The sequence below is a fragment of the Cellulomonas marina genome, assembly GCF_900111925.1.
Taxonomy (GTDB): domain Bacteria; phylum Actinomycetota; class Actinomycetes; order Actinomycetales; family Cellulomonadaceae; genus Cellulomonas; species Cellulomonas marina.
Genome location: NZ_FOKA01000015.1, coordinates 1 through 22,485, shown reverse-complemented (window position 1 = coordinate 22,485; position 22,485 = coordinate 1). Strand labels below are relative to the sequence as shown.

Annotated in this window: 18 protein-coding genes and 1 pseudogene; 7 read left to right on the top strand and 12 right to left on the bottom strand. The window is 73.4% G+C overall.

The window, feature by feature from the left end:
* Positions 1–215 precede the first annotated feature (215 nt).
* From BM048_RS14535 to BM048_RS14525, 3 genes are all read left to right on the top strand, one after another.
* Positions 216–1,601: an ABC transporter substrate-binding protein gene (locus BM048_RS14535; protein ID WP_090034149.1), complete on the top strand. Its 1,386-nt coding sequence runs from the start codon at positions 216–218 to the stop codon at positions 1,599–1,601.
* A gap of 190 nt (positions 1,602–1,791) precedes the next feature.
* Positions 1,792–2,694, top strand: a complete 903-nt coding sequence (locus tag BM048_RS14530; protein WP_373308437.1) for a Sir2 family NAD-dependent protein deacetylase — start codon at positions 1,792–1,794, stop codon at positions 2,692–2,694.
* Between the two features lie 76 nt (positions 2,695–2,770).
* Positions 2,771–3,889 carry an NADH:flavin oxidoreductase/NADH oxidase gene (locus BM048_RS14525; protein WP_090034146.1) on the top strand — a complete coding sequence of 373 codons (1,119 nt, stop codon included), beginning with the start codon at positions 2,771–2,773 and terminating at the stop codon, positions 3,887–3,889.
* A 27-nt stretch (positions 3,890–3,916) separates the two neighbouring features.
* Here the strand turns inward: BM048_RS14525 and BM048_RS14520 are convergent, their stop codons facing one another.
* Entirely contained in the window at positions 3,917–4,465 is a 549-nt protein-coding gene (locus BM048_RS14520) for a nucleoside deaminase (RefSeq protein ID WP_090034224.1), read from the bottom strand.
* Between the two features lie 211 nt (positions 4,466–4,676).
* Between BM048_RS14520 and upp the strand changes: the two genes are divergently transcribed.
* Positions 4,677–5,312, top strand: coding sequence for a uracil phosphoribosyltransferase (gene upp / locus BM048_RS14515; RefSeq protein ID WP_090034145.1), 636 nt, complete (start codon positions 4,677–4,679; stop codon positions 5,310–5,312).
* A gap of 80 nt (positions 5,313–5,392) precedes the next feature.
* Here the strand turns inward: upp and BM048_RS18975 are convergent, their stop codons facing one another.
* On the bottom strand, positions 5,393–10,033 hold the full coding sequence (locus BM048_RS18975; protein ID WP_175499562.1) for a sigma-70 family RNA polymerase sigma factor: 4,641 nt from the start codon (positions 10,031–10,033) through the stop codon (positions 5,393–5,395).
* Between the two features lie 123 nt (positions 10,034–10,156).
* Between BM048_RS18975 and BM048_RS14505 the strand changes: the two genes are divergently transcribed.
* Positions 10,157–10,927, top strand: coding sequence for a hypothetical protein (locus BM048_RS14505; protein ID WP_090034142.1), 771 nt, complete (start codon positions 10,157–10,159; stop codon positions 10,925–10,927).
* A 71-nt stretch (positions 10,928–10,998) separates the two neighbouring features.
* On the opposite strand, the gene BM048_RS14500 is transcribed toward BM048_RS14505, so the two are convergent.
* The 9 genes from BM048_RS14500 to dnaK all read right to left on the bottom strand — a co-directional run bounded on the left by BM048_RS14500 (position 10,999) and on the right by dnaK (position 19,949).
* Entirely contained in the window at positions 10,999–11,286 is a 288-nt protein-coding gene (locus BM048_RS14500; RefSeq protein ID WP_090034141.1) for a DUF1540 domain-containing protein, read from the bottom strand.
* A gap of 239 nt (positions 11,287–11,525) precedes the next feature.
* Entirely contained in the window at positions 11,526–12,506 is a 981-nt protein-coding gene (nrdF, locus tag BM048_RS14495) for a class 1b ribonucleoside-diphosphate reductase subunit beta (RefSeq protein WP_090034139.1), read from the bottom strand.
* Positions 12,507–12,580: 74 nt separating this feature from the next.
* Entirely contained in the window at positions 12,581–14,710 is a 2,130-nt protein-coding gene (gene nrdE / locus BM048_RS14490; protein WP_275407363.1) for a class 1b ribonucleoside-diphosphate reductase subunit alpha, read from the bottom strand.
* Positions 14,707–15,123, bottom strand: coding sequence for a class Ib ribonucleoside-diphosphate reductase assembly flavoprotein NrdI (gene nrdI, locus BM048_RS14485; protein ID WP_090034137.1), 417 nt, complete (start codon positions 15,121–15,123; stop codon positions 14,707–14,709). Before nrdI ends, nrdE begins: the two co-directional genes overlap by 4 nt.
* A 41-nt stretch (positions 15,124–15,164) precedes the next feature.
* Positions 15,165–15,410 carry a glutaredoxin-like protein NrdH gene (gene nrdH, locus BM048_RS14480; RefSeq protein ID WP_090034221.1) on the bottom strand — a complete coding sequence of 82 codons (246 nt, stop codon included), beginning with the start codon at positions 15,408–15,410 and terminating at the stop codon, positions 15,165–15,167.
* Positions 15,411–15,868: 458 nt separating this feature from the next.
* Positions 15,869–16,306, bottom strand: coding sequence for a heat shock protein transcriptional repressor HspR (locus BM048_RS14475; protein WP_175499561.1), 438 nt, complete (start codon positions 16,304–16,306; stop codon positions 15,869–15,871).
* Between the two features lie 52 nt (positions 16,307–16,358).
* Positions 16,359–17,354, bottom strand: coding sequence for a DnaJ C-terminal domain-containing protein (locus tag BM048_RS14470; protein WP_090034136.1), 996 nt, complete (start codon positions 17,352–17,354; stop codon positions 16,359–16,361).
* A 106-nt stretch (positions 17,355–17,460) separates the two neighbouring features.
* Entirely contained in the window at positions 17,461–18,087 is a 627-nt protein-coding gene (locus BM048_RS14465) for a nucleotide exchange factor GrpE (protein WP_090034134.1), read from the bottom strand.
* Positions 18,084–19,949, bottom strand: a complete 1,866-nt coding sequence (dnaK, locus tag BM048_RS14460; RefSeq protein ID WP_090034132.1) for a molecular chaperone DnaK — start codon at positions 19,947–19,949, stop codon at positions 18,084–18,086. The genes BM048_RS14465 and dnaK overlap by 4 nt, the downstream gene beginning before the upstream one ends.
* A 279-nt stretch (positions 19,950–20,228) precedes the next feature.
* Here dnaK and BM048_RS14455 point away from each other — a divergent pair, with 279 nt between their 5' ends.
* Complete coding sequence (locus tag BM048_RS14455; protein WP_090034130.1) at positions 20,229–20,954, top strand: TnsA-like heteromeric transposase endonuclease subunit; 726 nt, start codon at positions 20,229–20,231, stop codon at positions 20,952–20,954.
* Positions 20,951–22,093, top strand: coding sequence for a helix-turn-helix domain-containing protein (locus tag BM048_RS14450; protein ID WP_090034129.1), 1,143 nt, complete (start codon positions 20,951–20,953; stop codon positions 22,091–22,093). Before BM048_RS14455 ends, BM048_RS14450 begins: the two co-directional genes overlap by 4 nt.
* Here BM048_RS14450 and BM048_RS14445 read toward each other — a convergent pair.
* Positions 22,074–22,485: pseudogene (locus BM048_RS14445) on the bottom strand (transposase); the annotation flags it as partial. The gene BM048_RS14450 and the pseudogene BM048_RS14445 overlap by 20 nt on opposite strands.

Genomic DNA, 22,485 nt, shown 5'->3' with positions numbered 1-22,485 from the left:
CACCGTACCCACCCCTGTGGGCCCGTCGCGAGGACGAAAGACGTCATGACAGGCGTGACCCACCCGTGACCGCTAGCGTCTTGTCGGGCCCAGGACCGGGCACTAGCGTCGAGCGATGTGGGATGGTTACCACCCTCCCGGCCTCGACGACGACCGCGGGGCCGGCCGGTGACGGTGACGACGCCGGCCGCCTGACCGTTCGAAGGAGAACGCTGATGAGGAAGAGCGCACGCGCCGCGATCGTGCTCCTGCCCGTGACCGCCCTCGTGCTGACCGCCTGCGGCGGCGGCGACGCGGGTGAAGGCGGCGGGGGCGGGGGCGGCGGCTCGGCCGAGTTCACCGACGCCGCGCCCAGCGGAGCGCTGAACGCCTGGGGCTTCGAGAACGCGGACGACGTGGGCCAGTCCCGCCTCGACCACGCCGAGGAGCAGCTCTCCGACGTGGACATCCAGCTCGACGCCACCGCCTTCGACGCGCAGAAGTTCACCACCCGCATCGCCAGCGGCGACGTGCCGGACGTGGTGCAGATGGACCGGCGCTACGTCACCACGTACGCCGCGCAGGACCTCATCGTCCCGCTGGACCAGTGCTACGAGGCGCGCGGCGTGGACCCGCGGGAGCAGTACTACCCCTCCGTCGTCGACGACGTGACCTTCGAGGACCAGGTCTGGGCGGTGCCGCAGTTCTACCAGCCGCCGGCGATCATCCTGAACAAGCGCGTCATGGACGCCGCGGGGGTCACCAACGAGGAGATCGACACCTCGCAGCCGGAGGTCCTGCTGGGCGCGATCGAGAAGATGTACGAGGAGTCGGGCGGGGTCCCCACGACGCTGGGCTTCGACCCCGTCGCCACCGGCCAGGGCGGCCTGTGGGTGCTGGGGCAGGGCGGGCGGCTGAACGACGAGGCGGGCGTGCCCACGCTGGACGACCCGGCGAACGTCGCCGCGCTGGAGTACCTCAAGCAGATCACCGACGCCCAGGGCGGGTTCGCCCAGGTGAAGAGCTTCACGGACTCCTTCGACACCTTCGGCGACAACAACCAGTTCGTCACCGACCAGGTGGGCGCCCAGGTGAACGCGCAGTGGTACCCGAACGTCCTCGGCCCGTACGCCGACCAGATCCAGATCGAGGCCGTGCCCTTCCGGGACAAGGACGGCAACCCGTTCTCCGTCGCCTCCGGCACCGCCTTCGTCATCCCCGCCGGCGCGCAGAACCCCGACGCCGCGTGCGCGTGGATGATCAACCTGACGTCCCAGGACGCCTGGCTGGCCGCCGGCGAGGCGCGCGCCGCGACGCTGGAGGAGAACGGCGGCATCAACACCGGCCTCTTCACCGGCTCCCCCGCCGCCGACCAGGCGATCCGCGAGCAGTACGTCGGCGAGAGCGGCAACGCGAACTTCGACCAGGTCATCGGCACCTACTACGAGGTCGTCGGCGACGGCAAGACGTTCGGGTCCTCCCCCGCCGGGCAGGACATCCAGAACGAGCTGAACAACGCCATCACCGCGACGCTGCTCGGTGACAAGACCGCCGAGGAGGCGCTGGCCGACGCGCAGGAGGCCGCGCAGCGCGCCTTCGACAACGTGGGCGGCGGGTCCTGACCGGAGCCTGACCCGTCGGGGCACCGGCCGCCCGGTGTTCCGCGCGACGACGAGGGGCGGGACCGTACGCACGGCGCGCGGGTCCGCCCCTCGTCGCGTCCGGGCCCTCGTCGCGTCCGGTCCCTCGTCGCGTCCCGGCCCTCGTCGCGTCCGGGTCCGGCGGCCGACGTACGGTGGTCGGGTGCGACAGGTGCGGACGAGCGCGGGGCGGCCGGTGCCGGACGTGCCGTCGCCCGTCGCGGGCACGTTCGACGACGTCGTCGAGGTGCTGACGGGGCGGCGGACCGCGGTGCTCACGGGCGCCGGCGTCTCCACCGACTCGGGCATCCCCGACTACCGCGGCCCCGGGTCGCCGCCGCGCAACCCGATGACCTTCCAGGACTTCGTCGGGGACCCGGCCTACCGGCGGCACTACTGGGCGCGCAACCACGTGGGCTGGCAGCACGTGGGCCGCAAAGCGCCGAACGCCGGGCACCGCGCCCTGGCCCGCCTCGAGGCGCGCGGCGTGGTCACGGGCATCGTCACGCAGAACGTCGACACGCTGCACGAGGTGGCCGGGTCGCGGCGGGTGATCGACCTGCACGGCCGCTACGACCAGGTGCTGTGCCTGCGCTGCGGCACCCGGTACGCGCGCAGCGAGGTCGCCGAGCGGCTCGAGGCGCTCAACCCCGGCTTCGCCGCCCGCGTCGCGCCGTCCGACCCGGAGATCGCCCCCGACGCCGACGCCGTCATCGAGCAGACGGAGGGCTTCCGCGTCCAGGACTGCTGGGCGCCCGACCCGGACGGCGGCCCGGGACCCTGCGGCGGCATGCTGAAGCCGGACATCGTCTACTTCGGCGAGACGGTCCCCCGCCCACGGGTGGACGCCGCCTACGCGCTCGTCGACGCCTCGGACGCGCTGCTCGTCGCCGGGTCGTCCCTCGCGGTGCAGTCGGGGCTGCGGTTCGTCCGGCACGCGGTGGCCGGAGGGCTGCCCGTCGTCGTCGTCAACCGCGGGGCGACGCGCGGCGACGCCCTGGCGACCGTGACGCTGCACGCCGGGACGAGCGAGACGCTGGCCGGGCTCGACGCGGTGCTGCCGACGCCGACCTGACGCCCGACGACCACCGGGGCCGCCGCTCCCGCCCGGGCCGGGAACACGTGCGGGCCCGGCCGGTGTTCGCCCGGGCATGAGCCTGCTGTTCGAGCCCCTGACCCTGCGCGGCACCACCCTGCGCAACCGCGTGCTGCTGCCCCCCATGTGCCAGTACTCCGCCACGGACGGCGTGCCCGGCGACTGGCACCTCGTGCACCTCGGCGCGCGCGCCGCGGGCGGCTTCGGCCTCGTCATCGCCGAGGCCACGGCCGTGGTCCCCCAGGGCCGCATCAGCCCGCAGGACACGGGCCTGTGGGACGAGCGGCAGGTCGAGGCGTGGGCGCGAATCACGCGGTTCGTCGCCGACCGCGGCGCCCGGTCCGGCGTCCAGCTCGCGCACGCCGGCCGCAAGGCCTCGACCTACCGCCCGTTCGGCGAGGGCGACGGCAGCGTGCCGGCGTCCGCCGGCGGCTGGCCGACGGTGGGCCCGTCGGAGGACCCGTTCCCCGGCTACGCGGCACCGGCCGCCATGACCGCCGACGAGGTGCGGGCCGTCCCCGCCGCGTTCGCCGCCGCGGCCCGGCGCGCCGACGCGGCCGGCTTCGACGTCGTCGAGCTGCACGCCGCGCACGGGTACCTGCTGCACGAGTTCCTCTCGTCCCTGTCCAACCACCGCACGGACGCGTGGGGCGGCAGCCTCGAGAACCGCGCCCGCCTCGTCGTCGAGACGGTGGACGCCGTGCGCGACGCGTGGCCCGACGCCAAGCCGCTGCTGCTGCGCGTGTCCGCGACGGACTGGGTGGAGGGCGGGCTGACGCTCGACGAGGTCGCCGAGACCGTGCGCGTGCTGGCCGACCACGGCGTCGACCTCGTCGACGTCTCGACCGGCGGCAACGCGCCGGCGAGCATCCCGGTCGGCCCGGGCTACCAGGTCGAGCACGCGCGGGTGATCCGCGAGCGGTCCGGCCTGCCCACCGCCGCCGTCGGCCTCATCACGACGGCGGAGCAGGCCGAGAAGGTGCTGGCGGAGGGCGCGGCGGACGCGGTCCTCGTCGGGCGGGCGGCGCTGCAGGACCCGTCGTGGGCGCTGCGGGCCGCGCACACGCTCGGCGTCCGCCTGGGCACGCTGCCCCACACGGGCGACGCGGCCGTCGTGACCGACGACAGCCGGACCGGCTGGCCCGTGCAGTACGAGCGCGCCGCCTGGCGCTGACCCCCCCGGTGACCGGGCCGGGTGGCGCTACCCCGCGCCGCCCGGCCTGCGGTCGACCAGCACCTCGTCGACCAGCACCTCGTCGACCGGCACCTCGTCGACCGGCACCTCGTCGACCGGGCGGTCCGGCTCCTCGGGCCCCGCACCGCGGTGCGCGTCGAAGAACGCGCGCAGCAGCTCCGCGGACGCCGCCTCGAGCACCCCGCCGACGACCTCCGGCCGGTGGTTGAGCCGCCGGTCCCGCACGACGTCCCACTGCGACCCGCACGCCCCGGCCTTCGGGTCCCACGCGCCCAGGACGACCCGGTCCACGCGCGCCAGGACCGCCGCGCCCGCGCACATGAGGCACGGCTCGAGCGTCACGACGAGCGAGCACCCCGCCAGCCGCCACTCGCCGGCCGCGGCTGCCGCCGCGCGCAGCGCCAGCACCTCGGCGTGGGCGGTCGGGTCAGCGTCGGCCTCCCGCCGGTTGCGCCCGCGGCCGAGGACCGTGCCGTCCGCCGCGACGACGACCGCGCCGACCGGCACGTCCCCCGTCTCCAGGGCGGCCCGGGCCTCGTCGAGGGCCAGCGCCATCGCGGCCTCGTCGGCAGCCGTGGCGAACGGCGGGCGCGCGACGGCTCCGGCGACGGCGGGCACGGGCTCGGGGTCCGGCGCGGGCACGGGCACGGGCACGGGCACTGTCACGGCGACGAGCATGCCACCGGGACCGCTCAGCACCGCCCCGCACAGGCCGCCCCGCACCGGCCCGCCCCGCCTCGCCCCGACGGAGCCCTAGGGTGGGCGCATGCGCCTGCACGTCGCGGACCACCCGCTCGTCGCCCACAAGCTCACGGTCCTGCGGGACGCGTCGACGTCCTCGCCGACCTTCCGCCAGCTCGTCGACGAGCTGGTGACGCTCCTGGCCTACGAGGCCACGCGGGACGTCCGCGTCGAGCCGGCCGACATCGTGACGCCCGTGGCCCCGACCACCGGGGTCCGCATCGCCGACCCGAGCCCCATCGTCGTGCCGATCCTGCGCGCCGGGCTCGGGATGCTCGACGGGATGACGCGCCTGCTGCCCACGGCGGAGGTCGGGTTCCTCGGGCTGCGGCGCGACGAGGAGACGCTCGAGGCGATCACCTACGCCAACCGCCTGCCCGACGACCTCTCGGGCCGCCAGGTCTTCCTCCTCGACCCGATGCTGGCCACCGGCGGGACGCTCGTCGCCAGCATCGACTACATGCTCGACCGCGGCGCCCGCGAGGTGACGGTGGTCTGCCTGCTGGCCGCGCCGGAGGGGCTGGCGACGCTGGAGGCGGCCGTCGGCGACCGGGCCGAGGTGTCGGTCGTGGTGGCCGCCGTGGACGAGCGGCTGAACGAGAAGGCCTACATCGTGCCGGGCCTCGGCGACGCCGGCGACCGGCTGTACGGCATCGTCTGACGGCCGCCGGGGCTGCCGGGGTCCGCCGAGGGACGTCCGGCGGGCCCGGGGCGCCCCGACCTGCCGCGTCCCTGCCGGGATCAGCCCCAGGTGGTGACGGTGACGACGCCGAGCAGCACGCCGTCGTCCCCGCCCTGCGCGACGAGCGTCGCGGTCGCGTCCCGGAGCGGGACGTCGGCGAAGGTCCGCACGTCGACGCCGAGACTGTCGTGCTCCGGCCGCCCGAGCACCGTGCCGTCGAACACGTCCTGCGCGGAGCCCGGCCCGGCGGGGCCGAGCGGCACCAGCGGCGTCCCGGCCAGCGACAGCCCGTCGCCGCGCCCGCGGTCGCCCTCCCAGGCGACGACGCCGACCCGCGCCGCCCCGCCGCGCGTCCCCGCGAGGGCGAGCACCGGCTCGCTCGCGCCGCGCCCGACCCACGCGCCGCCGTCCTCGACCGTGACGGTGCCGCGCGCGTCGGGGTCCGCGTGCACGACGACGAGCGCCCAGCCGCCGTAGTAGGACGGCGAGGGGTCGGTGCGCATGCCGGACAGCGCCGCGTCGGCCAGCGACCACGTGCCGCCGCCGCCCGCCCGGACGAGCTCCGTCACGTCGACGAAGCTCTGGTACAGCCGGCGGCCGGCCTCGTCCCGCACCGTCCGCAGGTCCGCCTCGTCGGCGGTCACGCGCGTCCAGTCGCCGGAGGGACCGCGCAGGGAGGCCGTCCGCAGGCTCCCCGTGAACTTGTCCTCGGGGCCGGCACCCGCCGACCAGTACAGGCCGGCGAAGGCGATCTCGCGGCCGGCGGGCACGTCGATCGTCGTGCTCGACGAGGGCGTCCGGCCCGCCTCGGCCAGCGGGACCAGGCCCAGGCCGTCGTTGGTGCGTCGGTCCCCGGAGGCGCCGGTCGCGCTGATCTCGCGGCACACGGCGTCGTCCGCAGCGCAGCCGAGCAGCGGCGCGCCCGCCTGCAGCACCGACCAGCCCGGCCCGGCGCTGAACCGCGGCGCCAGCCGGGAGGCGGAGACGGTGCCCGTCCCGCTCGCCACGGCCGGTGCGGCGCCCGCCGCCCGCAGCTGTGCGCGCACGGGGCCCGCGTCACCCGTGCGCACGACGTGCACGAGGGCCTCGACCCGGCCGCCGGCGGCCACGGTGCCCACCGCGCACGTCACGTCCTGCGTGCCGTCGGCGGCCGGCGTGCCCGCCGTGCAGCCCGGCGTGTCGGGACCGGCCCCCGGAGCGGCGCGCAACCCGGCCGGGAGCGTCAGGACGGCGGTCGTGCCGGCGGCCGCGGACCCGCTGCCGACGCGGCCGGACACCGTCACGGTGCCGCGCCCGCGGTCGTCGAGCAGGACCGCCAGCGCCGAGGCGTCGAGGCCGAGGACGGGCGGGAGCACGGTCAGCGGCGCGGAGCCCGCGGCGCCCGCGGCACCGTCCGCACCGGCCCGGACGTCGAGGGCGGGCAGGTCGCCCACGACGCCGACCTCCGGCGTCAGGGAGGCCACCAGCACGGCCGCCTCCCCGGGCGCCAACGTGCCGCCGGTGGAGCAGGTCACGGCCGTCCCGGCGGGACCGCCGGCCGAGCACGCCCACCCGTCGGGCACCCGCGCCCATGCGAGCGCGACGGGAGCGGCCAGCCGGACGGACGCCCCGGTGGTCGGCACGCTGCCGCTGTTCCGGACGGTGATCGCCACGTCGGTGGCGACACCCGCGCGCAGCGCGTCCGCGGCGACGGCCACCGACACCTGCGGGGCGGGCTGCACCACGACAGGCACGGTCGTCGTCGTGCTGCGGGCGCCGGCCGAGGCGGTCACGGACAGCTGCGGCGGCACCCCGGTCGCGGCGTCGCGGGTGGCCGTGAGGCCCAGCACGAGCGGCGACGAGAAGCCCCCGGCGAGGACGTCCTGCGTGCACAGCAGCTCGCTCGCGCCCGAGCCGTCCCCCGCGGCCGCGGGCGGGCCGCAGGTCCACGCACCGGCGTCCGCCACGTCCACGACGAGCCCGTCGGGCACCCGGACGAGCACCGCCGCCGGCTCCGCCGCGGAGGTCGTCGACCGCCCCCGGTTGGCGGGCACGATCGTGACCGTCCCGCGCTGCCCGCTGACGAGCCGGACGGGACCGACGTCGGCGACGACGAGCCGCGGCGGCGAGGAGATGCCGAAGGCGACGCTCGGCCGCTGCGACGCCAGCCCGTCCCCGCGCACGTCGAAGTCGACGACGCCGGCGTCGACCTGCACCTCGTCGGAGACGGTCAGGCTCAGCACGAGGACCGCGGAGCCGCCCGCGACGAGCTCGTCGAGGGAGCAGCGCAGCCCGTCGGTCGCGCCCTCGCAGGTCCACGCCTGCCCGCCGGAGGGGGCGAACGTCCCGCTCACGACGGAGCCGGCGAACGCCGTGAAGTCGCCCAGCGTCACGCCGTCCGGCAGCGCCATCGTCACCACGACGTCCGTGGCGGACCGCGTCCCGACGTTGCGCACGACGAAGGTCGCGCTCTGCTCCGGCTCGCCCGCGGTGAGGACCCAGCCCTGCGACGGCCCCTCGACGACGATCTGGGGCGCCCCCGCGAGCGGTGAGGTGGCCGCTCCGGCGGGCGGCAGCGTCGGGTCCTCGACCGGCAGCGCCGCCGGGTCCGCGCCGAGCGGAGGCAGCGCGGAAGCGGGGTCGAACGGGCCGATGCCGCCGCCCCCGGTCTGGGACGGCACCTCCGGCTGCGTGATCTCCGTCGGGGGCGGCGCGGTCGCCGCCTCGGTCGGGGCCGTCGCCGCCAGGACGCCGGCGACCGTCACCGCGCCGACCACCACGGTCAGCGCCCCGGTCGCCACGGCGGCCACCGGCACGGCCGCCACGGCAGCCAGCGCCCCGGCGGCGGCCGTGCCCGCCGCCGCGGTCGCCCCGACGGCACCCACCGTCGCCGCCGCCGTGCCCGCCGCAGCCGCCGCGCCGGCGGCGGTGGTCCCGGCCGCCGCAGCACCGACGGTGGTCGCCGCCGTCGTTGCTGCCGTCGTTGCTGCCGTCGTCGCACCCGCCGTCATGCCGGCGGTCACGCCCGCCGCGGCCGCGCCCGTACCACCGGCGGCTGCGGTTCCGGCTGCCGTGCCAGCCGCGGTGCCGGCCGCCGACCCGAGCAGACCCGTCCCGGCTCCGGCCTGTGCCGTCGCACCGAGCGCCCCGGCAGCGCCCACGGCCTTCGCCGCACCCGCCGCGCCCGCCGCACCGGCGCCCACGGTCCCCATGCCGGCGCTCGACGCCCCGGCACCCGTCCCGACGAGGGCGCCGGCGCCCCCGGCACCGCCCGCACCTGCTCCGAGACCGGCGCCCGTTGCCCCGGCCGCGCCCGCCGTCCCGGCTCCGGCCGCCGTCCCCGCGGCACCGGCGGTCGACGCACCCGCCACCCCCGCACCCGCGGTCCCTGCACCGGCCGCGCCCGCCCCCGCCGTGCCGGCACCAGCCGCACCCGCCGTGCCGGCACCAGCCGCACCCGCCGTGCCGGCACCAGCCGCACCCGCCGTGCCGGCACCAGCCGCACCCGCCGTGCCGGCACCAGCCGCACCCGCCGTGCCGGCACCAGCCGCACCCGCCGTGCCGGCACCAGCCGCACCCGCCGTGCCGGCACCAGCCGCACCCGCGCCCGCGGTCCCGGCACCAGCCGCACCCGCCGTCCCCGCACCGGCACCAGCCGCACCTGCCGTGCCCGCACCGGCCGTCCCGGCGCCGGCGCCAGCCGTTCCGGCACCGGCGCCAGCCGTCCCGGCACCAGCCGCGCCGGCGCCGCCAGCAGCCCCGGCCCCGCCCGCACCCGCCCCGGCGCCCGCACCTCCGGCGGCCCCGGCACCACCCGCGCCCGCCGAGCCTGCACCGGCGGCAGCCGCGCCGCCCGCGCCAGCAGCACCTGCGGCGGACCCGGACAGGGCCGCGACGCCGGCTGCCAGACCACCGCCGAGCGGGAGCACGTGCGCGAGGGCCCCGACGCCGAGGGCACCCAGGACCAGCGGCGCCACGACGGCGCGCATGCCGTGGCTGACGTCCCCGAGCTCGAGGGCGAGCGCGCGGCAGCGGTCGCACGTCTCGAGGTGCGCCTCGATCGTCGCGTTCTCGCGCTTGCCCAGCCCGCCGCGGACGAAGGCGCCGAGCTTGCCGGCGATCCCCCGGCACGCCGCGTCCGTCTCCCCCTGCAGGTGCTCCTGCAGGTAGGCCTGCCGCAGCCCCTCCCGGGCCCGGTAGGCGAGGGCGGCCACACCGTTCGCGGACAGCCCGAGCACCGGCGCGACCTGCGCGGGGCTCATCCGCTCGACCTCGGTGTGCCACAGGACGGCCTGCCACCGCTCGGGCAGCGACCGGAAGGCGCGGGCGACCATGCCGCGCTCGGCGCCGGCCATCGCCCCCTCGTCGACGCCGGGCACCGACGGCGCCGCCGCCTCGAGCACCGCGGCGTCGTCGGTCGGCTGGGTGCGCAGCTGCGCCTTGCGCCGGGTGTTCGCCGTGTTCCGGACCGCCGTGAAGAGGTAGGCGCGGAAGGCGGCCTCGGGCCCGGCCCCGTTGGTCAGTGCGTTCCAGACCGCCGCGAAGGCGTCCGACACCAGGTCGTCGGCGTCGGCCTCGGACCGGCTGTACTGCCGCGCCACGACCCAGGCGGCGCCCGCGTGCCGCTCGTAGAGCGCGCCGAAGGCCGCCGCGTCCCCTGTTCGGGTCGCAGCGATGAGCTCGGCGTCACTCAGGACACCGTCGAGCTCCACCCCGTCCACGCACGTACCCCCCGTTCCGCTACAGCGTCCCATAGTGGGACGACACGGAGGATCGAACCGAAGCGGAACGGGTGAATTGTGTCAGGTGGCGTCACGATGCCGCGACGGAGCACTCTCTTCCCCGTGACGACCACCCGTGCCCGCGATGCAGCCGCCGTGCTGCTGCGCGAGCGGTGGCGTCAGGCGAGCCTCGGCACGGTGTGGCGCCGGGTCGCCGACTGGTCCGGTCCGGAGGTCGAGGAGCTGGCGGCGGCGGTCTCGTCGGGGGCGTGCCCGGTGGGGGCGGCGGAGGACCTGGGCCGCGCGCGGGGGTACGACGGCGTCGGCATCGGGGAGGCTCTCGACGATCTGACCTGCCTCTTCGTCGCCGCCGGGCAGGTCGCCACGCCCCCTGCGGTCGTCCGCGCGTTCTGCGTCGCCTGGTCCGACGCCCAGGCCGACGCCCTGGCGGTTGGCGCGAGCACCGACCCCGAGACGGGCCTGCCCCGCCAGGAGTACCTCGCGGTCCGCCTGGAGGAGACGTACCTGACGGCAGCCCGTCGGGGCCGGTCGGTGACCGAGGAGCACTGCCTCGTGCTCGTCGACGTCGCGGCCGGGGACCTGCCGCCACTGGCCCGCGCGGCCCGGTCCGCGGTGGCCGGTGACGCCCTCGCACGTGTCTACGGTCACGGTCATCCGATGGCCACCCTCGGCGGCGGGCTGTTCGCCGTCCTCGACGACCGCGACGGCGTCGAGGACCGCGTGCACCGCACCCACCACGCGGTCTCGGCGCTCTGCGCGGGGCTCGAGGCGGCCGTCGGCGTCCGCGTCCCGCCGCACGTGTGGTCGGTGCCGCTGCCCGCGACGCACGACGAGGCCGTCCGCCTGCTCGGCCGGCACGCCCGCCAGCCCTGACATGCCGACGGCCCCGCAGCGAGGGCTGCAGGGCCGTCCGAGGCGCGCTCGCGCGTCGTGCGCGTGCGCGCTCAGCGCGGGGCGTACGTGAGGCAGTCCGCGGTGCTCATGCCGGCGCCGACGCGCACGGAGTCAGCGGTGCACTCGAGGCTCGCGTTGTGCGTGCACTCGGCACGCTGGCAGGCGCCGACGTGCGAGACGACCTTGTCGAGGCCGCCCTTGACCCCGAGGGGGATGAACGTGCCGCACGCCGACCCGGTGATGGTCACCGCGGCGGCATGGCAGTGGTCGTGGGTGTTGTACGAGCAGCCGGCCACGGAACAGGTGGCGACCTCGGGCAGATCCATCAGGGTGCTCATGACGCGTCCTTCCGCAGGCGGTCCCCGGCCGGCGGGACGACCCACCGGCTGGGCTCGACCGTTCCGACGGTAGCCCTGCCGCCGGTGCCGCGCCAGACCTGGCTCGGACGAAACCGCAGGTCAGCGGGGTGTTGAGGTAAGGCTGCCCTCACCAGGGCCCCGTCGCTCCCCGCCCTTGGACGGCACGAGGGCCCGGCCGTGGCGCACCACGACCGGGCCCTCGTCGAGCGGCACCGGGGTCAGAACTCCCAGTCCTCGTCCTCGGTCACGACGGCCTTGCCGATGACGTAGGACGAGCCCGAGCCGGAGAAGAAGTCGTGGTTCTCGTCGGCGTTCGGGGACAGCGCGGCGAGGATCGACGGGTTGACGTCGGTCTCGTCGCGCGGGAACAGCGCCTCGTACCCGAGGTTCATCAGCGCCTTGTTGGCGTTGTAGCGCAGGAACTTCTTGACGTCCTCGGTGAGACCGAGGTCGTCGTAGAGGTCCTGGGTGTACTCCACCTCGTTGTCGTACAGCTCGAAGAGCAGGTCGAAGGTGTAGTCCTTCAGCTCCTGCCGCTCGGCCGTCGTCAGCTGCTCGAGGCCCTTCTGGTACTTGTAGCCGATGTAGTACCCGTGCACGGCCTCGTCGCGGATGATGAGGCGGATGAGGTCGGCCGTGTTCGTGAGCTTGGCCCGGCTGGCCCAGTACATGGGCGCGTAGAAGCCCGAGTAGAAGAGGAACGACTCGAGCATGGTCGAGGCGACCTTGCGCTTGAGCGGCTCGTCGCCCCGGTAGTAGTCGAGGACGATCGCGGCCTTGCGCTGCAGGTTCGGGTTCTCCTCCGACCAGCGGAACGCGTCGTCGATCTCCCGCGTGCTGATGAGCGTGGAGAAGATCGAGGAGTACGACTTGGCGTGCACCGACTCCATGAACGCGATGTTCGTGTAGACGGCCTCCTCGTGCGGCGTGATCGCGTCGGGGATGAGGCTGACCGCGCCGACCGTGCCCTGGATGGTGTCCAGCAGCGTCAGGCCCGTGAAGACCCGCGTCGTCATCGTCTTCTCGACGTCGGTCAACGTGGCCCACGACTGGATGTCGTTCGAGACCGGGACCTTCTCGGGCAGCCAGAAGTTGCCGGTCAGGCGGTCCCAGACCTCGGAGTCCTTCTCGTCCTCGACGCGGTTCCAGTTGATCGCCGAGACCCGGTCGATCAGCTTCAGCTTGGGCGACGGGCTCATGTCGTCTCCGTACCTCTCACGAATGGTGCAGCAGGTGGTGCAGCAGGGCGGTGCACGACTAGTTCACAGGCTTCTCACAGCATGCAGCTGACGCAGCCGTCCACCTCGGTGCCCTCGAGGGCCATCTGGCGGAGGCGGATGTAGTAGATCGTCTTGATGCCCTTGCGCCAGGCGTAGATCTGCGCCTTGTTCAGGTCGCGGGTCGTCGCCGTGTCCTTGAAGAAGAGCGTCAGCGACAGGCCCTGGTCGACGTGCTGCGTCGCCTCGGCGTACGTGTCGATGATCTTCTCGTAGCCGATCTCGTACGCGTCCTGGTAGTACTCCAGGTTGTCGTTCGTCATGAAGGGCGCCGGGTAGTAGACCCGGCCGATCTTGCCCTCCTTGCGGATCTCGATCTTGCTCGCGATCGGGTGGATCGAACTCGTCGAGTGGTTGATGTACGAGATGGAGCCCGTCGGCGGGACGGCCTGCAGGTTCTGGTTGTAGATGCCGTGCAGGCGCACGGACTCGGCCAGCGCGGCCCAGTCCTGCTGGGTCGGGACGACCACACCCGCCTCGTCGAACAGCCGGCGGACGCGCTCGGTGCGGGGCTCCCACGCCTTCTCGACGTACTTGCGGAAGTACTCCCCCGACGCGTACGTCGAGTCCTCGAAGCCGTCGAACGCCCGCCCGCGCTCCTGCGCCAGCAGGTTCGAGGCGCGGATCGCGTGGTACGCGACCGTCATGAAGTAGATGTTGGTGAAGTCCAGGCCCTCGTCGGACCCGTAGAAGATCCGCTCGCGCGCCAGGTAGCCGTGCAGGTTCATCTGGCCGAGGCCGATGGCGTGGCCGCCGGCGTTGGCCTTCTTCACCGAGGGCACCGACTCGATGCTCGTCTGGTCCGACACCGCCGTCAGGGCGCGGATGGCCGTCTCGACCGTGCGGCCGAGGTCCGGGGAGTCCATGGACAGCGCGATGTTCATCGAGCCGAGGTTGCAGGAGATGTCCCGGCCCACCGTGTCGTAGGACAGGTCCTCGTTGAAGGTCGACGGCGTGGAGACCTGAAGGATCTCCGAGCAGAGGTTCGAGTGCGTGATCTTGCCCTTGATGGGGTTGGCACGGTTGACCGTGTCCTCGAACATCACGTACGGGTACCCGGACTCGAACTGCAGCTCCGCGAGCGTCTGGAAGAACTCGCGCGCGTTGATCTTGGTCTTGCGGATCCGCGGGTCGTCGACCATCTCGTGGTAGGTCTCCGACACGTTCACGTCCGCGAACGGCTTGCCGTACACGCGCTCCACGTCGTACGGGGAGAACAGGTACATCGGCTCGTTCTTGCGGGCCAGCTCGAACGTGATGTCCGGGATGACGACGCCGAGCGAGAGCGTCTTGATGCGGATCTTCTCGTCCGCGTTCTCGCGCTTCGTGTCGAGGAAGCGGTAGATGTCCGGGTGGTGCGCGTGCAGGTACACCGCACCGGCACCCTGGCGGGCGCCGAGCTGGTTGGCGTAGGAGAAGGAGTCCTCGAGCAGCTTCATCACGGGGATGACGCCGCTGGACTGGTTCTCGATGTGCTTGATGGGCGCGCCGTGCTCGCGGATGTTCGACAGCAGCAGGGCGACGCCGCCGCCGCGCTTGGACAGCTGCAGGGCGGAGTTGATGCCGCGCGCGATGGACTCCATGTTGTCCTCGATGCGCAGCAGGAAGCAGGACACGGGCTCGCCGCGCTGCGCCTTGCCGAGGTTGAGGAACGTCGGCGTGGCGGGCTGGAAGCGACCCGAGACGATCTCGTCGACGAGGCGGCGCGCGAACTCCTGGTCGCCCTCGGCCAGCGCGAGCGCCACCATCGTCACGCGGTCCTCGAACCGCTCGAGGTACCGCTTGCCGTCGAACGTCTTGAGCGTGTACGAGGTGTAGTACTTGAACGCGCCGAGGAACGTCTGGAACCGGAACTTCTTGGAGTACGCGTACTGGAACAGCTCGCGCAGGAACGCCCGGTCGTACTGCTCCAGCACCGCCGGGTCGTAGTACTTGTTCTCGACGAGGTAGTCGAGCTTCTCGTCGAGGTCGTGGAAGAAGACCGTGTTCTGGTTGACGTGCTGCAGGAAGTACTGGCGTGCCGCCTCGCGGTCCTTGTCGAACTGGATCTCGCCGGACGGCCCGTACAGGTTCAGCATCGCGTTGAGGGCGTGGTAGTCCAGGCCCGCCGTCGGCGTCTCGATCACGCCGGGGTCAGTGATGACCGTTGCCACAATCGTCCCAATCCGTCACGGACGCGGGTGACGTCCTCGCTGGTTCCCATGAGCTCGAACGCGTACAGGTAGGGCACGCCGCACTTGGCGGCCACGATGTCCCCGGCGATCCCGTACGCCGCTCCGAAGTTGGTGTTGCCGGCCGCGATCACCCCGCGGATGAGCGACCGGTTGTGCGGGTCGTTGAGGAACGCCACGACCTGGCGCGGCACCGCCCCGCCCTCGTTGCCCCCGCCGTACGTGGGCACGACGAGGACGTAGGGCTCCTCCACCTGCAGGGGCGGGTCGGTCCGGCGCAGCGGGATCCGGTGCGCCGGCAGGCCCAGCTTCTCGACGAAGCGGTGCGTGTTCTCGGACGCGGAGGAGAAGTACACGAGGGCGGCCACGACGCACCCCTCCCCGCGGTCCGGTCCGGTCGGAGCCGCCGTCAGGCGACGGCGGTGGCCAGGCGCTCGGCCAGCGCCTTGATGCGGTCGGGGCGGTAGCCCGACCAGTGGTCGCCGTCGACGACGACGACGGGCGCCTGGAGGTGCCCGAGCGACATGACGTAGTCACGCGCGTCGGCGTCCTCGCTGATGTCCACCACGGTGTACTCCGCGTCCAGCTTGTCCAGCGCGCGGTACGTCGCCGTGCACTGCACGCAGGACGGCTTGCTGTAGACCGTGATCGTCATCGTCGCTCCCATGACTGGTGTGCCGCTGCCGCGTGCGTGGTGGTGTCCCGAGGGGGCCGGACGGGGTCCGACCGGGGCTGGACGGGACCGGCGGGCGTCCGCCGAACTCGTCGAGTCGACACTACACCTAGTGGTGCCATCCGCAAGCAGCCACTAGGTCTGGTGTTACACGGATGTGCTTCGCGGTCACGAGGCCCGCCGCCGGCAGCGTAGACCTGTGCACCGACACGGCCCCTCACCTGGGCTCCCACGAGGCGGCCCACCGCCCGTCCACAGACGCCGGGGACGCCGTCGACAGCGCCGTGCGCGGCGTCAACAGCGGCCGCGCAAGCCGTCCCCGGACCCGCACCCGACGTCCACAGCCGGAGGGCCGTCGGCCCCGTACGACGAACAGGGCTGTCCACACCTCTGTGGACAGCCCTGTTGACGACCGGCGACGACGTCGGCGCGAGAGGGTCTCAGCGGTCGCGCGCACCCGGGCGCCACAGCACGAGGGCGCCCTCCTCGGACCGGCCGACCGACAGGTCCGTCGCGGACCTCGTCCGCCGTGACCCCCGCCGCACCGCGACGACGTCACCCGTCGGGTGCGCGGTGAACACGCGCCGCCCGGACTCGGTCAGGCCCCGCAGGAAGTCGACCTGCGCCTGCAGCCGCTCGACCTCACCCTGCAGCGCCAGGATGCGCTTGATGCCCGCGAGGTTGATGCCCTCCTCCTGGGAGAGCCGCTGCACCTCGCGCAGCGTGGCGATGTCCCGCAGCGAGTACCGCCGGCCGCGCCCGCGCGTGCGGCCGGGCTGCACGAGGCCGAGCCGGTCATACTGACGCAGCGTCTGCGGGTGCATGCCAGCCAGCTCGGCCGCGACCGAGATGACGAAGACCCGCGCGTTCTCGTCCACGTGCCGTCCTCCCTCCGTCGCCCTCACCGCTCACGTCGTGCGGCGCGTCGGCTCAGGTGCGCGCCTGCGCCCGCAGGTCGGCTCGCGGGTCCTCCCCCGCCGTCGCCTCCGCGAACGCCTCCACGGCGTCGCGCGCCGCGCCCGACAGCCGCTGCGGCACGACGACCTGCACCTGCACGAGCAGGTCGCCCGTGCCCTGCGCGGTCGTGATGCCCCTGCCCTTGACCCGCAGCGTCCGGCCCGAGGGCGTACCCTCGGGGACCTTCACCCGGACGGTCCCGCCGTCCAGCGTCGGCACCTCGACCTGGGCGCCGAGGGCGGCCTCGTCGAAGGACACCGGCACGGTCACGCGCACGTTCGTCCCGTCGAGGGCGAAGACCGGGTGCGCGCCGACCTTCACCGTGATGACGAGGTCGCCGGCCGGGCCGCCGTTCTCGCCCGGGCGGCCCTTGCCGCGCAGGCGGATCTTCTGGCCGTCGCGGACACCGGCCGGCACGCGGGCCGTGATCGTCCGCCCCTCGACGGTCAGCGTGACCGGCGCACCCTCGGCCGCCGCACGGAAGGGCAGCGTCGTCGTGGCCGCCAGGTCCTGGCCCTGCTGGGGCCCGCGCGCGCCGAAGCCCGCACCGCCCCCGCCGAACAGCCCGCCCAGCAGGTCCTCGAACCCGCCGGCGCCGCCCGCGTTCGTCGAGTAGCGCACCCGCCCGCCGCCGGGGCCGGGACCGCCCGCGCCGAACATGCCGCCGAAGACGTCCTCGAAGCCGGCGCTCCCGCCGGCACCCGGACGCCCGCCGGCGGTGAACCGCGGGCCGCCCGCCATGGCGCGCAGGCCGTCGTACTGCCGGCGCTGCTCGGGGTCGGACAGGACCGCGTAGGCCTCGCCGATGTCCTTGAACCGCGCCTCCGCCTGCGCGTCCCCGGGGTTCTGGTCGGGGTGCAGCTGGCGGGCCATCTTGCGGTACGCCTTCTTGATGGCGGCCGCGTCGGCGTCCTTGGGGACGCCGAGCGCGGCGTAGAAGTCCTTCTCAAGCCAGTCCTGGCCGGTCACGACGCCTCCTCCCGGTGCGCGTGGCGCCCCCGCGGCGCCGGGACGCCGCGGGGGCTGCCGCCCGGGGTGCGGGCGGCGGTGGATCGGTGGTCGGGCACCCGGGGCGTCAGGCCTCGGGGTCGGCCACGGCCACCCGGGCCGCGCGCAGGATGCGCTCGGCCGTGCGGTAGCCGGGCTGGAGCACCATCTGGACGGTGGGCTCGGTGACCTCCGTCGAGTGCTGGTGCATGAGCGCCTCGTGCACGGCGGGGTCGAAGACCTCCCCGACGGCGCCGTAGCGCTCGACGCCGAACCGTCCGAGCGTGGACTCGAGCTTCTCCGCGATGGAGGCGAACGGCCCCGACAGGTCGCCGTGCTGGCGGGCCAGCTCGACGTCGTCGAGCACGGGGACCAGGGCCTCGGCGACCGCCGCGACGCCACGGCCGTGGGCCGCCGACGCCTCGGTCCGCGAGCGCTTCACGAACGAGGAGTACTGCTGCTCGAGGTTGTACAGGTCGGCCTTGGCCCGGGCCAGCTCCTCGGTCAGGCGCTGGACCTGCTCGCTCTCGCGACCCAGCTCCTCCTCGGCGCCGGAGGCGATGGCCTCGGCGTCGGCGAGGACCTGCTCCTCGGGCGTGCGGACCTCGTACGTCTCGGGGTCGATGCGTCGCTTGTCGGTGAAGCGCGGCGTCTCGTCCTCGCCGCGGCCCTCGGGCCGGCCGCCCTGGGGGCGGCCGGCGTCCTCGGACGTCACTTCTTCTCGCTCTCGTCGTCGACGATCTCGGCGTCGACGACGTCGTCGTCGGCCGCCTGGCCGCCGGCGGAGGCCGTCGGCTGCTCGCCCGTCGTCGGCGCCTCGGACTGGCCCGAGGCGTAGAGCGCCTCGCCGATGCGCTGGCTCACCGTGAGGAGCGCGGAGTGCTTGGCCTTGACGGCCTCGGCGTCCGTGCCCTCGAGGGCGGTGCGGAGCTCGGCGACCGCGGCGCGCACCTCGGTCGTGACGTCCTCCGGGAGCTTCTCCGCGTTGTCCGTGAGCAGCTTCTCCGTGGAGTAGACGAGCTGCTCGGCCGAGTTGCGCGTCTCGGCCTCCTCGCGGCGCTTCTTGTCCTCGGCGGCGTGCTCCTCGGCCTCGCGGACCATGCGCTCGATGTCGTCCTTCGGCAGCGACGAGCCGCCGGTGATCGTCATCGACTGCTCCTTGCCCGTGCCGCGGTCCTTGGCGGACACGTGCACGATGCCGTTCGCGTCGATGTCGAAGGTGACCTCGATCTGCGGCACGCCACGCGGCGCCGGCGCGATGCCGGTCAGCTCGAACGTGCCCAGCGGCTTGTTGTCCCGCGCGAACTCGCGCTCGCCCTGGAACACCTGGATGAGGACGGACGGCTGGTTGTCCTCGGCCGTGGAGAAGATCTCGCTGCGCTTCGTCGGGATGGCCGTGTTGCGCTCGATGAGCTTGGTCATCACGCCGCCCTTGGTCTCGATGCCGAGGGACAGCGGGGTCACGTCGATGAGCAGGACGTCCTTGCGGTCGCCCTTCATGACGCCGGCCTGCAGCGCGGCACCGACGGCCACGACCTCGTCCGGGTTGACGCCCTTGTTGGGCTCCTTGCCGCCCGTGAGCTCCTTGACGACCTCGGTCACCGCGGGCATCCGGGTGGAGCCGCCGACGAGCACGATGTGGTCGATGTCGCCGACAGAGATGCCGGCGTCACGGATGACGGACTGGAACGGCGCCTTCGTCCGGTCGAGCAGGTCCTGCGTCATCTGCTGGAACTGCGCGCGCGTGAGCTTGGAGTCCAGGTGGACCGGGCCGTTCTCGCCCATGCTCAGGTACTGCATGGAGATGTTGGTGCTCGTCGCGGACGAGAGCTCCTTCTTGGCCTGCTCCGCCGCCTCGCGCAGGCGCTGCAGGGCGATCTTGTCCTTGCTCAGGTCGACACCCGTGGTGTTCTTCACCTCGGTCACCAGGTGCTCGACGATCCGGTTGTCCCAGTCGTCGCCCCCGAGGTGGTTGTCGCCGGAGGTCGCGCGGACCTCGATCGTCGAGAACCCGTCGTCGTCCTTGCCCACCTCGAGCAGGGAGACGTCGAACGTGCCGCCACCGAGGTCGAAGACGAGGATGAGCTCGTCCTCCTTGCCGCGCTCGAGCCCGTAGGCGAGGGCGGCCGCGGTGGGCTCGTTGATGATGCGCAGGACGTTGAGGCCGGCGATGGTGCCGGCGTCCTTCGTCGCCTGGCGCTGGGCGTCGTTGAAGTACGCGGGGACCGTGATGACGGCCTCGGTCACCGGCTCGCCCAGGTACGCCTCGGCGTCGCGCTTGAGCTTGCCGAGGATGCGGGCGCTGATCTCCTGCGCGGTGTACTTCTTGTCGTCGACGGACTGCGACCAGTTCGTGCCGATGTGCCGCTTGACCGACGAGATCGTCCGGTCGACGTTGGTGACGGCCTGGCGCTTGGCGATCTCGCCGACGAGCACCTCGCCCGTCTTGGAGAACGCGACGACCGACGGGGTCGTGCGGGCGCCCTCGGCGTTGGCGATGACGGTCGGCTCGCCGCCCTCGAGGGTGGCGACGACCGAGTTGGTGGTGCCGAGGTCGATGCCGACTGCTCGTGCCATGTCTGTTCCTCTTCTTCCCTGTGGTGCCTGAGCCTGCCCGGGCCGAGGTCTTGAGCCCGCTGCGCTCAAGTCTGCTGACCGGTTGCGGATCGCGCAACCCGACGTCACCGTTCTTGAGCCTGTCACGCTCAACCTCTGCCTCGTACGGCTCATTCCCGGAAGCGGGAACGGCGGACGGCGGCCGCAGCTGTGGGGTCCCGTCCGAGTTGGCCAAATCCCACGAAGTTGGCCACGGCGTGTCCGAATCCCACCGAGTTGGCCACGCGGGATGCTCGGCGCGTGGAGCCGCACGCGGCCCGGGCCGCGTACCTGACATCCGAGGGCGTCGAGCTCGAGAGCGACCTCGCGGACGTAGACCTGCGCGCGGTGGCCCAGGGGATGCCCGTACGCCTGCCGCCGTCGTACGCGGGCCAGCGGAACTATCCGGGCCTGTTCTGGTCGTCGACGAACGGCAGGCACGTCGTCTACGAGAGCTTGCTCGAACTCGCCTGGCTGTGGCTCGCGGACTTCGACGCATCGATCGTCCGAGTCTCCGCACAGCCGCTCCGCATCGTGGGATGGGACGGCGGACGTCAGCGAGTCAGGTATCCGGACTTCCTCGCTCTCGATCACTCAGTACGGGCGCGGGTCGTGGACGTGAAGCCGGCTGATCTGCTGGACGAGCCTGAGGTGAAGGCGTCGCTGTCGTGGACGTCGAGCACCATGCGCTGCGCGGGCATCGACTACTCCGTCTGGTCTGGAGCTCCCGCGACGGTGTTGCGCAACATTCGCCTCGCGGCATCTGCGCGTCGGCCCGGGCTCGTCCCCGATGACGCGGTCCACGCAGCCGTCACGCACTGCCCTGCCGGAGGGTGCGGCATCGGGGACCTGGAGGCGCGCATCCGCCAGACATCGACGTGGAGCTCCCCACGGACCGCGATCCTGGCGGCGTTGTGGCAGTCGCTGCTGCGCTGCGACATGAGCCGTCCGATCACGGCGGACTCCCACGTGGAGGCAGCGGCATGAGCGCACCGGCGACGGTCCAGATCGCTCCGGGAGCCCGGGTGTGGTGGAGCGGCGCCATGTGGCACGTCGACGCCGTGAGCGCGCACGACGTCGTCCTGCGGCGCGACAGTGAGATCGCGCGCGTCTCTCCTTCCGAGATCATCGGCAATGTGATGCCCCTCAACGAGGGGCCCCCGAGTTCCGACGACGCCCCGTCGAGGCTCGGCTCGGTCATGCTGTCGCAGCTTCCTGGTAGGACACGAGCGCAAGTCGAAGCGGAGGCGGGCGTCATCGCCCGCGCGCTGGCTCGCGAAGGATCGGCCGGCGATCGTGTCCGCTGGGCGGCCAAGGAGCTCGGCATGAGCGAGCGAACAATGCGTCGGCGGGTCGAAGCCTTCCGCCGCGCTCGAATCGATGGCCTCGTTGACCGTCGGGCCACTCCTAGCCACGCAAGCAAGGTCGACGCTCGGTGGGACGCGACCTTGATGACGGTCCTGAAGAGCTACACGGACGCATCCACGCCGTCGATCCTCGCTGTGATCGATGAGACGAACCGTCAGGTCGTCGCAACTCACGGCACCGACATCGACCTCCCTGCACGTACCACCGCCTACCGGCGAGTGGAGGCGCTGAGCAAAGGACGCCACACCTTCGGATCAGCCAAGGCACGGCGGTCGGTTGCCAAGCGGCCACCCCGGGCGCTCGGGCGACTGCGCGCCGATCGCCCCGGCGAGTACGTGGTGCTCGACACGAACTCGCTGGACGTGTTTGCCATGGAGCCCGTGACCGGGCGCTGGGTCCCGGTCCAACTGACCGTGGCGATGGACCTCTTCTCGCGCTGCATCCTGGGGCTTCGCCTCACGCCTGTCTCGACGAAGTCCGTCGACGTGGCAAACGTGCTCTTCCAATGCCTCTTGCCGCAGAGCGGCGCGCAGCACGGCTGGCCCTACCACGGGGTGCCTGCGAACCTCCTCGTAGGGACAGAAGAGCCCGATGGCGTGCATCAGGAACGTGCCGGCGGTCTTCCAGCGGTCGTGCCCTACACGATCGTGACGGACCACGGCAAGCAGGGCGGATTCAACCGGTGGTCGCAACACCTGCGGGAGTGTCAGATGAACGGTGGGCGGGGCCCGGCGTTCTCTAGATGCTCGAGGGGTTGATGCGTCCCTCGAAGGTGATGGCGAAGGCGTTTAGGGCTGCCTTCCACCGGATGACCCATCGTGCCCGTCCCTTACCCGTGGGTCCAGTGACCGCGTCACCAGGTACAGGCACTTCAGCGCAGCCGCGTCGTTGGGGAAGTGCCCGCGCGCCCGGACCGCGCGCCGGTAGCGGGCGTTGAGGGACTCGATCGCGTTGGTCGTGCAGATGATCGTGCGGATCTCGACGTCGTAGTCCAAGAACGGCACGAACTCGCTCCAGGCGTTGCGCCAGAGCTTGACCGCCGCCGGGTACTTCCCGGTCCACTTGTCCGCGAAGTCCTGCAGGCGGACCGCGGCCTGCTCGGCGTTGACGGCGGTGTAGATCGGGCGCAGGTCCTTGGCCACGGCGTCCC